10 protein-coding genes are annotated in these 12,565 nt (G+C 40.9%); 5 read left to right on the forward strand and 5 right to left on the reverse strand.

Annotation, left to right across the window (positions count from 1 at the left end; translation table 11 throughout):
* The first annotated feature begins 196 nt into the window (after positions 1–196).
* From kaiC to VB740_RS32940, 5 genes are all read left to right on the forward strand, one after another.
* Entirely contained in the window at positions 197–1,759 is a 1,563-nt protein-coding gene (gene kaiC / locus VB740_RS32920; RefSeq protein ID WP_323204024.1) for a circadian clock protein KaiC, read from the forward strand.
* Positions 1,760–1,862: 103 nt separating this feature from the next.
* Positions 1,863–4,007, forward strand: a complete 2,145-nt coding sequence (locus VB740_RS32925; protein ID WP_323204025.1) for a TolC family protein — start codon at positions 1,863–1,865, stop codon at positions 4,005–4,007.
* A 613-nt stretch (positions 4,008–4,620) separates the two neighbouring features.
* Entirely contained in the window at positions 4,621–4,998 is a 378-nt protein-coding gene (locus VB740_RS32930; protein WP_323204026.1) for a hypothetical protein, read from the forward strand.
* A 329-nt stretch (positions 4,999–5,327) separates the two neighbouring features.
* Positions 5,328–5,834: a hypothetical protein gene (locus VB740_RS32935; RefSeq protein WP_323204027.1), complete on the forward strand. Its 507-nt coding sequence runs from the start codon at positions 5,328–5,330 to the stop codon at positions 5,832–5,834.
* Positions 5,835–6,005: 171 nt separating this feature from the next.
* The gene (locus VB740_RS32940; RefSeq protein WP_323204028.1) at positions 6,006–6,785 is read left to right on the forward strand and encodes a photosystem II S4 domain protein; all 780 of its coding nucleotides are present in this window, start codon (positions 6,006–6,008) and stop codon (positions 6,783–6,785) included.
* Between the two features lie 78 nt (positions 6,786–6,863).
* Here VB740_RS32940 and VB740_RS32945 read toward each other — a convergent pair whose 3' ends face one another.
* The 5 genes from VB740_RS32945 to VB740_RS32965 all read right to left on the reverse strand — a co-directional run bounded on the left by VB740_RS32945 (position 6,864) and on the right by VB740_RS32965 (position 12,206).
* Positions 6,864–7,640, reverse strand: coding sequence for an SDR family oxidoreductase (locus VB740_RS32945; RefSeq protein WP_323204029.1), 777 nt, complete (start codon positions 7,638–7,640; stop codon positions 6,864–6,866).
* Positions 7,641–7,965: 325 nt separating this feature from the next.
* On the reverse strand, positions 7,966–8,874 hold the full coding sequence (locus VB740_RS32950; protein WP_323204030.1) for a hypothetical protein: 909 nt from the start codon (positions 8,872–8,874) through the stop codon (positions 7,966–7,968).
* A 570-nt stretch (positions 8,875–9,444) separates the two neighbouring features.
* Complete coding sequence (locus VB740_RS32955; protein WP_323204031.1) at positions 9,445–10,002, reverse strand: hypothetical protein; 558 nt, start codon at positions 10,000–10,002, stop codon at positions 9,445–9,447.
* Between the two features lie 634 nt (positions 10,003–10,636).
* Positions 10,637–11,242: an exopolysaccharide biosynthesis protein gene (locus VB740_RS32960; protein ID WP_323204033.1), complete on the reverse strand. Its 606-nt coding sequence runs from the start codon at positions 11,240–11,242 to the stop codon at positions 10,637–10,639.
* Between the two features lie 79 nt (positions 11,243–11,321).
* A complete protein-coding gene (locus VB740_RS32965; RefSeq protein ID WP_323204032.1) occupies positions 11,322–12,206 on the reverse strand; it encodes a lipid kinase in 885 nt (294 codons plus the stop codon).
* Positions 12,207–12,565: the final 359 nt, after the last annotated feature.

The raw sequence follows: 12,565 nt of genomic DNA on the forward strand, positions 1-12,565 counted from the left end.
TGCGGGTTATGAATTCACCGCAAACGAGTCGCACCACCCCACACCCTACACCCCAGACCCTGTTTTTTGTAAAAGACAATTTATAAAATAAGTTTTAACTGCGTAGGAGAGCCATGTTTCCAAATAACCTCGAAAAAGCCGAGTCCAAAATTTAGTAATCAAAAAACAGTTTTTAATACCCTTTTGTTATCAAGCAATGAGTGAAAACGAGCAAGTAAAACCAAAGAAACCAGCGAAAACTGGGGGTGTAGAAAAAATTCGCACGATGATCGAAGGGTTTGACGATATTAGTCACGGTGGTTTACCAATTGGTAGAACTACCTTGATCAGCGGCACTTCAGGTACAGGCAAAACTTTATTCTCTCTTCAGTTTCTCTATAACGGCATCACCTACTTTGACGAAGCAGGAGTGTTTGTTACTTTTGAAGAATCACCCAGTGATATTATTAAAAACGCTCATGTCTTTGGGTGGAACCTGCCACGCTTAATCGAGGAAGGCAAGTTATTTATTCTCGATGCATCTCCCGATCCAGAAGGGCAGGATATCGTTGGTAACTTTGACTTGTCTGCACTAATTGAGCGATTGCAATATGCTATTCGCAAATACAAAGCTAAACGAGTTTCAATCGACTCAATAACAGCGGTATTTCAGCAGTATGAAGCGATGGGAGTAGTCCGGCGCGAGATTTTTCGCTTAGTAGCACGTCTTAAGCTACTGAATGTCACCACTATTATTACAACTGAACGTAGCGAAGAATATGGCCCCGTTGCTTCTTTTGGAGTAGAAGAATTTGTTTCCGATAATGTAGTAATTGTTCGCAACGTTTTAGAAGGGGAACGCCGCCGTCGCACAACTGAAATTCTCAAATTGCGCGGCACAACTCACATGAAAGGCGAGTATCCCTTCACGATTACTAATGAAGGAGTTAACATCTTCCCTCTGGGAGCAATGCGCTTGACTCAACGATCTTCTAATGTCAGAGTATCTTCTGGTGTCAAAACTTTAGACGAAATGTGCGGTGGTGGTTTCTTTAAAGATTCAATTATTTTGGCAACAGGAGCCACAGGTACTGGTAAAACCCTATTAGTAAGTAAGTTTATTCAAGATGGCTGTCTCAATGGAGAACAGGCAATATTATTTGCTTATGAAGAATCACGCGCTCAACTATCTCGTAATGCTTCCTCTTGGGGAATTGATTTTGAAGAATTAGAAGATCAAGGTTTACTTAAAATAATTTGTACCTATCCCGAATCAACTGGTTTAGAAGATCACTTACAAATTATAAAATCAGAAATTGCTGTCTTCAAACCTGCTCGCATCGCCATTGATTCACTATCAGCACTAGCTAGAGGAGTGAGTAATAATGCATTTAGGCAGTTTGTAATTGGTGTGACGGGTTATGCTAAACAAGAAGAAATTACTGGTTTCTTTACCAACACAACTGACCAATTTTTGGGAGCGCATTCGATTACAGACTCTCACATTTCCACGATTACCGATACAATTCTAATGTTACAGTACGTAGAAATTCGCGGAGAAATGTCGCGGGCAATTAACGTATTTAAAATGCGCGGGTCTTGGCATGATAAGGGCATTCGTGAGTATAATATCACTGCTGATGGGCCCGATATTAAAGATTCTTTCAGAAACTACGAACGGATTATCAGCGGTGCTCCTACTCGCGTTAGTATCGATGAAAAGGCGGAACTTTCTCGCATTGTTAGACGTTTTGAAGACAAACAGAGTTCCGAACCCTAAATTTAGTATCGTAGTATATTCTTTCCTAAATTTAGTATCGTGCTATATTCTGTGGTGAAGAAAGGTTTTCTGCCGCTAGATTGATTTTCGTGTGAGGGATGCGGTGAAAGGACAGCAATTATTCCATAGCTTATTGCCTGGTGTGACGGCAGCGGTCTTAACAACTCAGCCCGCTTGGGCTGGTACTGTAAAACTAACTGGGGTACAGCTGGCGTCTTCTCCTAGTGTTTTGACTTCTACTTATGGTCAAGACTTAGTTGTGGACATGATGAATACGCAACTGCATAACGGTGGAGATGTTAGTGTTCCAACCCTAGTACCTGCTTTCGGTTTCACTAAACTTAGTATGAAGCCTTTAAGTAATAACAGTATTCCAGTGTTTACGGCTGAAAATACTGTTGTGCCAATAAAACAAGTACTTAAGAAACATGAAGGTAGATTTGTTAGTTCGACACCTACCTCTAATTCTTCTGGGCAGCGTAGTGTCAGCCGTTCTGCTCAAAATAATCAAAAGCAGAGTAATTCAAACGCTTATGGGCAGGAATCAAAGAGGATAGTAGTTCCCAACTACACTTCAAAACCCTCTTCTGTCCAAAAAGAAATTTTGTCCCTGTCTTCTACACGGCAGCCAGTGGTTCAAAAGGTAAATAATATTACTCAGTTGCAAACATTTTTACAAACTTCAGCGACACCTGGAGTAACAGCAAAACTGCTGTCAGCGCAACGATGTCCAAAGGAGTTAGGGAAAAGCAAAACTGATTCCTCAGCTGCTTTGCTACTGACCTCAAGTACCTGCCGACAACAAAATGTTACTGGCGATCGCATTGCTCAGAGTAATACCCCGATTCCGACGGATTCGACGCCAACTCCCACTTTGCCAGGAACCGTAACTCCTGCGCCATCAAGCCCGGTGCAAGTTCCAGAGAACCTGATTCCTAACTCAAATCCTTTGCAGTTTCCCACCAAACCAGAGGAAGTGAGACTTCAGGGAAATGAGGCGATTACTTTGGCACAGGCTTTGGAGCTAGCACGGCGTAATAATCGGGATTTACAGGTGTCTCTATTGGATCTAGAACGCACTCGAGCGGCTCTACGCGAGGCACAAGCTGCCTTATTACCCACTCTTGATGTTAGTACGGATATTACTCGCAGTCAGTCTGCTGGAAATCAGCTTCAGTTGGAACAAACAGAACAACAGACGGGTATACCACAGCCAGGAGATGAAGCTAGTACATCTTTTTCCGGTCAAGCACAACTCTCATATAACATCTACACTTCTGGGAGAGTACAAGCTAACATCAAAGCGGCTGAAGAACAGGTACGTTTCAACGAGTTGGCTGTAGAAACTCAGTCTGAGGAAATCCGCCTGAATGTTGCGACTGAATACTACAATCTCCAACAAGCAGATGAACAAGTACGGATTGCTCAATCGGCTGTACAAAACTCTGAGGCGAGTTTGCGTGATGCAGAAGCATTAGAACGAGCCGGGGTTGGGACTCGCTTCGATGTGCTGCGTTCTCAAGTTAATTTAGCAAATGCCCAACAAGACCTAACCCTTGCCAGATCCCAGCAGCTAATTGCCCGTCGTCGTTTAGCAACTCGGTTGAGTTTGCCGCAAGCGGTGAATATTAGTGCGGCTGACCCTGTACAATTAGCTGGTCTTTGGAACCCAACGCTAGAACAAAGTATTGTGTTGGCTTTTCAAAATCGTCCCGAACTCCAACAGTTTTTGGCACAACGCAATATCAGCGAACAACAGCGGAGGCAGGCCCTTGGGGAGCAAGGCCCTCAAGTGAGTTTGGTAGCCAGCTACAATCTACTAGATCAGTTCGATGATAGTGTCAGCGTTACTGATGGTTATTCATTGGGAGTTAGGGCAACCCTAAATTTGTTTGATGGAGGAGCCGCAAGAGCAAGAGCAGCTCAGTCAAGAGCTAATATTGCGATCGCAGAAACTCGATTTGCTGAACAGCGCAACCAAATTCGCTTTCAGGTAGAACAAGCCTTTTCTACCCAGCAATCTAGTTTGGAAAATGTTCAAACCGCTAATACCGCTTTAGAACAAGCTAGGGAAGCTCTACGTTTAGCGCGTTTGCGATTCCAAGCTGGTGTAGGTACTCAAACTGATGTCATTAACTCTGAAAACGACCTCACAAGAGCTGAAGGTAATCGAGTTACAGCAATTTTGGATTACAACCGTGCTTTAGCTCAGTTACAACGGTCTGTTACCCTCAGAGGACTACGCTAGTACCGCAAGGACGTTCGACGAAGCTCAGTCGAGCCGCGGAAGTCAAAAGTCACCGAAGAGGGGAGGGGAAGGGGGCAGGGAGCAGGGCGAGCAAGCCCTTTCCCTTGGCGTGGAGCGTAGCGGAACATGGGTATGTTCGCGGAGCGTTTCGTAGAAAAGCCCCGCCCTTGGCGTTCATCTGGGGCGGAGTACAAGCTCCGTCTCAGACCGTCCCCCTTGCTCCCTGCTCCCCTGCCTTTTTTGACCCATGCTTTAATTTTGGGCTTTCTGGCTGTAATGAAATGGTAGGTTCATTTTCGCCGACCTTTACTAGTACGTCACGGCGGAAATAAAGCAACCATTTAAAATCCCTCAAAAGCTGATTCCATAATACTTTTGACTTTTGACTTTTGACTTTTGACTTTGGGCTTTTGACTTCCGCCTTGCGGTACTAGTATTGCTAGCTCATCTCTCAATTAAAAATTCTAAATGCCTCATTTTTCAATAATTACATTGAACAATGAGGCTTTTTGGTTAAAAAACGTATTTGTAACAAGAATTTTGTGAAATGATGTAGCATAACTGAGTGTCCGTAGTTTACCACCGTAGCCATCGCTCGCCTTGCCAAAGACTCATGACTAAAGTAACATCTCAAGAAATTGCACAGTTTCGCTCTCAATTGGCAGATGATCCCAGCGATATGGAAGCGCTGGATTTGATTGAAGACTGTGATGGAGATTTAGAAGATGCGGCGATGACACTAGCTATCCGGGCAGGACAACAACCAGAAAGAGCAAACTCCGAGTGGTTAGATGCCTTGGCTAGAAAATGGCGTGTGGTCATTTGCGAACAAGAATATCGGGAAGATTTACTTAATAGTTCACCTCAAAAGATGATGAAACATCTAAAAGCAATGCCAACGTTTCCTAAGATTTTGGCAACCCCAGTTTTGATTTATATCCTCAAGCAAGGTGTGAACAATTTTTGTGAGCCACTAGATTCGCTAAAGTGATCAACCTATGTATATTCAACTTGTGCGATGCGGTTTGCAGTTGAGTTTAATACAGACTTAACCCCCCAATCCCAAACCTTGTAGCGTTGGGGAGTAACCCGTATTTCTCACAAGCTTCAGGCGTTTGATGGAGCAGAGGGGCAGAGGAGAAAGAACAAGGCACATTGAACTCTCCCCTGCTCCCCTAAGCGCAGGCTTTGAGGGGTGTGGTGAGAAATCCGGGAGTAAGACTTCTAACTCCTGACTCCTAATCAATGCAAGATTGATTCGACCAGGACTGATACGCTGTTAATTAAGGCAAAACTTATATTAGAGAAATTGTAAAATCAATGAATTACCTTGTTGCCGTATTACCAGACCGCATTCAAGCCGAAGCTGCTTACCTAGCTTTAGAAGAACAAGGCATAAACAGTACTATCCTGGGGAAAGGATATAAAACAGCTGACGAGTTTGGCTTAATTGACCCCAAAGACCAAGGCAAAAAGCAAGCACAACTGATGGCAACCTGGCTGATACCATTCGGCTTTTTTGCAGGTTTTACATTCAGCCTCATCACTGGTTTAGATACTTTTGCCTGGGCGGGAGAAGTTGGCAATCACATCGTTGGCGGACTGCTGGGTGCTGCTAGTGGTGCTATGGGTGGCGTGATTGTCGGTGGCGGAGTCGGTTTACTCGTAGGTAGTGGTGATGCTTTACCTTATCGCAACCGCTTAGATGCCGGTAAATACTTGGTTGCCGTTCAAGGTTCTGAAACCCTGACTCGACAAGCAACCCGAATATTACGTCAGTTTGATCCAGAAAATATCCAAGGTTATGCTGACACAAGTAGTGTGTAATGAATCATTCTTTACACATCACGACACAGCGACTTGAGCTGCTTCCCTGTTCTTTGGAAGTGGCGCAAGCATTAAAAAGGGGAATGGGGAATGGAGCATGGGGCATTGGTAAAAGATAAATGACCAATGACTAATGACTAATGACCAATGACTAATTCATAATTTTTAAGAATGTTGCCACGAGAAGAACTTTTAAAAGGTGTTGAAAATCGAGATAGTGTAGCTCGTGTAATTGACCAAGCCGAGCAAGCCATCAAAACTTGGGAAGTAGTTTTGACTGACTTTCTATCTCCTCCAGAATTGGCAGAAATTCAACGGGTGTTTAACCGATTAACAGAAGTGCAATTAGTTGCGTGGGGCGGATATCCCCAAGCTGAACGCCAAAGAATAGCGATCGCTCGTTCGGAACTTCCCTTAGATCAATCTCAAGTCAGCCTTGTGGCTGTGGAAATTGCTGGTAATTTTCTGTTTGATACCGCCTCTCACCGTGACTTTTTAGGTGCAATGTTGGGCACAGGAATTGTTCGTGAAAAGACGGGAGATATCATTGTCTTGGGAGAACGGGGGGCGCAGGCGATTGTTGCACCAGAGTTGGTGGAATTTTTGGAAATGAGTCTTAAACAGGTGCGATCGGTTCCTGTGAAAACTCAGCGGATTGAGGTAACTGAATTAAGGGTTCGGGAACCAAAGAAAAAAGAATTAACTACTGTAGAGGCTTCTTTGCGATTAGATGCGATCGCATCTGCTGGTTTTGGTATGTCCCGCAGCAAAATGGTTGATTTCATTGATGCTGGTGATGTCCGCGTCAATTGGAAAGAAGTTACTCAAGCTAGTTCTCAAGTCAAATCAGGCGACTTAATCGCCATTCGCTCTAAAGGACGTTTAGAAGTTGGGGAAATTGCCGTTACTAAAAAAGACCGTTACCGAGTTCAATTAACAAGATATATGTAATAAGTGAGGAGTTAGGAGTTTAAAATTCACCAATTTTTTGAATTCCAAATTCCAAACTCCTAACTTTTACCCATATACTTAGGCTTTAAAGTGTTTTGCTAACATATTCAGCAGAAGTTTGCGCGGTACGAGCCGAGATAATTTACTTCTAATTTGAGTGTTAGTATCAGAACTAATAACAGTTGGATAACCTTTTTCCAAAGCCTCTAAAGATTCCCAAACCACTTTTTCACAAGAATACACTTTATCTGTACTGCTTGCCAGCGCTGGAGGGAAATTAGCTTCTGCAAAAAAGTTTGTTTCTATTGGTCCTGGACAAGTAACTAAAATACGAACACCATATTGATAATTTTCTGCCCATAGTGCTTCACTAAAACTGAGGATAAAAGCTTTACTGGCAGCATAAACAGAAAGGTATGGTATCGGTTGAAATGCAGTAATAGAGGATACGTTAATAATACTTCCAGAACGACGTTGCCGCATCAAAGGTAGAAATTTATGGGTTAAATCTACCAATGCCAAAATGTTTAATTGTACGATTTTTACTTGTTTTTCTCCATCCCCTTCAGCAAAGTCACCATAGTAACCAAAACCAGCATTGTTAATTAATAAGTCAATAGTTAATCCCTTTACTTTAGTGGCATCAAATACAGCAGCAGCGGCATTAGCTTCTGTAAGGTCTTTAACTATAACGTCTACTTGAATTTTGTGTTGTTCTTGTAGTTGTTTAGCTAATTGGGTTAGTTTCTCTTGAGAACGAGCAACGAGTACAAGATTTGTCTTGCGTGCAGCTAGTTCTTGGGCAAAAGCTTTACCAATACCACTAGAGGCACCAGTAATTAAAGCAGTTGGCATTCTACATATTTAGATAGTTTTTAAGCATCTATCTTAGCTATGCTGGTTATAAATTTTAACTACCCAAAGTGATATACCCAAAAGGGTAAAGGCAGCATCTATAGGATTAGTATTTGCTTTTTGAAAAAACTCAGTATACATTTACCTATCTTCTTTACTATTGCCTATTGCTTATCTATCGCGCTTCTCTTTCAGAGACGCGAACGCCAACGCGCACCACGCAAGTAAATTCTCCGAATGAGATTGGATTCCGATAGTACTAAAGTCTGGGTGAATGCTTTCTCCACTCAGAACTTCTCCTCCCCTAAAACTTGACTTTTGGAAGCTATATAAATTCTCCAAGTACACCGATATGGGAGATTCTTAAATCTTCTTCATCGGTATATTGAATAGACGAGTCGATCTTCTCTGGTAATTCTCTGTCCTTGCACGACCACTCAAATAAAAATTTAGAGTCCAAATGCTTAAGATTAGAAAATATCTGTTTCCATTGGCTTCGGCGAATTCGATTCCCCCAATCTGATTGTAATTCTCTTGAGTAAGTTTCCTGTTCATAAACAAAGAAATCAAATGGTCTTTGATTTAAATTTTTGTGATCCAATAAATGAATAAGATGGAACATAAAGCCATCTTCAGAAAGGCTACTTACAAGGTTTTCTAAAAGTGGCACAACATCATCAACTGGTACATGTTCTAAAACAGATTTAGAGAAGATAAAATCTAATTTTTCATTACTAGGCAATTTGTGAGATAAATCAATGGGAGCAATGTATTCTATGCCCAAGTCATGTAATACTTCTACGGATAAATTTTTTAATGAAAGCAGTTTTTTTAAACGTAAGCGGATAATCTCACGATCTTCAAATGTAGATAGACTATCTAGGATACTCCAATCTACAGACTTACACACGGCTTTGAAAATATTTTCGGGTTGCAACAACGGGTAAACATCGGTTGCATAAACTTTTTTTGCTCCGAGAAGATAAAATACTAACGAATGAGTAAGTAACCATCCACTTCCAATCTCAAGACAAATTTTATCGTGCAATACATATTTTCCTTTACCAGCTTGAAGCAGATAGATAGCAATTTCATTGGCACAAATATCAAGTCTTTTACTAGTAACAGCTAGCTTACTTGAATGGATTTTATTAAATAAAGCTTGATATAGTTCAGATGATTTAATAGCCGATTTTGTTTGTTTACTAAGGAGATTATTTACTATATTTTTCATTTTGCACCCTTCTCTTGCTTAACTTATCCTGAATTAACTGAACATAATACTACAGCTAATGAGCATTTAAGTTGCATAAAACTAGGGCTGGAGACGCTTACTACAAACGAATCAGCCTTTAAAAATGGATGACGATTAGCTTATTAACTGTACTAGCGAAGCGAAATAGGTTCCTCCATAACAGAACTGGATATATTTTGCCACTTAATTATACAGCCATGATAAGGAGCATACAGCAAATTGCAACTTCTCTACGTTCGATGCTACGCAAACGCGCAGCATGTTGCAGACAGAGGCTACGCCAAGGTGAGGTACAGATTGAGTATCTTAAGGGTACAACATTGTTGTGCCCCTACCCGTGTACTTCATTTACCTGAAATACGCTGTGTTCACTAAGGAGCGATAAAAACCTTTGAATTGCAGACTGGAGATTGGGTAATAGGATTCGGATAAGTAGGGGAAGCAAGCCATGCACAACGCAGTTTCTCCTCAGGAGAAGGGTTAATTAACAGTGACCACTCAAATAAATAATTTTTCTTATGGCGGTTCAAAATGAATTTTAATTGTTAATTACCATTTTTCAAACCAATAGATAATTTCTGAGGCGGAACTATTAATTGCAACGCCGTAACTATCTCCATGATTCCACTTAAAGCCAGGTCTACCTTTATCTTCTGTATTTAATACCAAAATTTCATAATTAGCTGGAAAAGATTCTGTATGAGAGTCGCTGGTATAAAAGAAAGTTGTTGGTACACCATTAGATTGATTTATGTGGTCGTTTGTGTTACCACCTCTATATTTGTGCTTTGCACTATTTCTATATTGTGACAGTAATTTTTCTATCTTATTTGGCGGCTGTTTCAGCCTAATTTGAAAAAAACCATTTCCTTGCATAAATTCGGGAGAGTAAGCAATACGAACGCCTTTGGCATCAGTAGGAATCTCATTAGGAAAATGTTTCACTTGGTAATTATTAGACCATAGTTGATTACGAATTTCTTTGTAGCGTGATGTATCAGTTATTATTTTAGGTTCGCTAGTACTGCTAAAAGTTGTTTTCAGAAAAAAGCTTACCCCGACAATACAAAGACTAGCAAGGGCTAATAGAAATTGCGATCGCTTCATCAAGTTGGGTGCGTCTAACTTTCATAGTCATATACCCAACTAATAAACTAAATTCGTACTATTGCGGATATAGTGTCAGAGATATTAACAGAAACTTTGCGTATCCAATGGTAATTTAGGGCAATTGTAAAATTACTGTGAAGTTTTTCAATGATTACCTAGTCAAAAACCGCAGGTTATCCTTGTTGAGGCTAGTACTTGTTTTGTAGCTAAGGAAATCAATTTCACAGCCATCCATTTTTTCAATTCTTCCTGATGCAGCAATAACTAAGGCGGATATATAAATAGTAGATGCACCTTAATTAAATCACAGCCCTCAGCTTTTAGTTGGGGGCTTTTTTTTTATGGCTGGTATTTTTGAATGGCGCATAAAATAAATTTTCCTACAAATCTAATTATCCCGGATATGGCACTTAAGAAAGCGGATTAATAAATGGTAGATGCACCTTAATAAATTACAGCCCTCAGCTTTTAGTTGAAGGCTTTTTTATTGCTGATATTTTTTAATGCGTAAATAAAATAATTTTCTACACAAGTTAAATCTGCCCGGATATGGCACTTAAGAAAGTGGATCAATAAATGGTAGATGCACCCTAATAAATTACAGCCCTCGGCTTGAAGCTGGGGGTTTTTATTATTTAAATATAGATGGCAGCAAACTGGGAGCTAACCATACTGCATAACCAAGAAATCCAAAGAGCAAGGTAATTAGGACAGTAATGCCGTAGCTGATGCAGATTAATAAACCGTCAGATTCAATGGTGGCAACAGTCAGAAGTAAAATACCTACAGTGGGGATGGGATTTGTCAAGGGAATTGGTAATATTAGTAATACTGTTAATAAAGATATACAAAGCCCATTAATTCGCCAGATCAAAGGATTATGGGCTATTTTCGCCAGTCGGGGACGGGCTATTTTCTGTAACACTTTGGTAAGACGTCCCAAATTTTGCAAAAGTAACTGGGCAAAAGGACGAGGAAATTTATAGTTAGCAATTCTTTTCGGCAGCCAAGGCGATCGCCTTCCTAAAACCATTTGCACCGACAACAGTAAACAAGCACCACCAAAAGGGCCAGTTAATCCCGGTGGCATAGGAAATAAAAAAGGCAAAACTAATAATGTAATTACCAGACATAACCCTCGTTCTGAGGTTTCTGCCAGAATATCACCTAGAGTCAGCGGTTGTTCAGCTAGGCGTTGCAATAAAGACTTTATATCTTGAGAAAATCTCAGACGCATTTTGCGTGAGTTGATGCGAGTTCCCAACATTTTTAGCAAAGGGAGATCGGGAAATGAAGGAGATAGGGAAGAATAACTCTTAACTCTTAATGTCTGAAGGCACTAAAACAGCTATAGCTTTAGGTATAACCCGAAAATGAGCAGGTGTGTAGGTAGTGATTTCACCATCTGTATTGATAGGTCGTGGTTTACGAGTATATACCTCTATTTCTTGACCTTGAAGAGAGCGTACACTCTCCCAATGTATATGTCGCCCTTGCCGCATCGCAGGGAGTAATAATATAATCTGCCACCAGTGTTTCATTTCCAAGCTATAGAGGTCTAGCCTTTGATCATCAATTGTGGCATCATCAGCCACTGCCATACCACCACCGTAATAGCGACCGTTACCCACAGCAATTTGCACTGTTTTCACACGAACTGATTCACTATTGATCACAATCTCCGCAGTAAAAGGTCTAGCTTCCCAAATCACTTGCAATGCAGTGGCGGCATAAGCAAATATTCCCCAACGGCGTTTGACTTCTTTGGTAAGTCGCTGAGTAATTTTTACACTCAATCCCAGGCTGGCAACGTTAAAAAAGTGCTTGCCGTTCACCCAACCCAAGTCGATCCGGTATAAATTTCCATAGGCAATAATTTTGCAAGCTTCGCTAAGGGAATTCGGGATTCCCAAAGTTCTTGCTAGGTCGTTGGCAGTTCCCAGAGGCAAAATTCCCAAGGGCAACTGAGTATCAACCAAAGCATCTACTGCGGCATTGAGAGTCCCATCTCCTCCGCCAATGATTACCAAGTCAACTTGATGCTGATAACGAAGTATAACTTCAGCAAGATGTTTGGGGTCTTCTGTAGACTCCTCAATTAAATTAAAGCCGAGTGACTTCAGATATTCAATCGCTTCAGACAGACCCTTCTGGCCCTGGCGGGCATGACGATTTACTAACAGCAGTGCGCGGGAACTCATGGGTAGTACCTTTTGTTGTTGATATGTCCAATTATCCGCATCCATGTATTCTGTTTGAAGTTGACTATAAAAAATGTTTAAGCTGTTGGGAAAGCTATCAACAATTCGTTTTTCAATGCTTATTATATTGTGGTTACTAATTTTTAATTTATATTGTATCTAGTTTATCTTTATAATTCCTCTGTGTATTAATACTCAGCAAATATAAATTCTACTCCCTGAATGACTAGATTTAGGGATTTGTTTTTATAATAGAGATATTTATATTAATATAATAACCACAAAATAACATTTTCTATTAGTTTATAGGACTTACGCACTGTACAAAGTAATCATCTTGTGTATCAACGTAAAGGCGT

It is taken from the genome of Nostoc sp. UHCC 0251, from assembly GCF_034932245.1.
Classification (GTDB): Bacteria; Cyanobacteriota; Cyanobacteriia; order Cyanobacteriales; family Nostocaceae; genus Nostoc.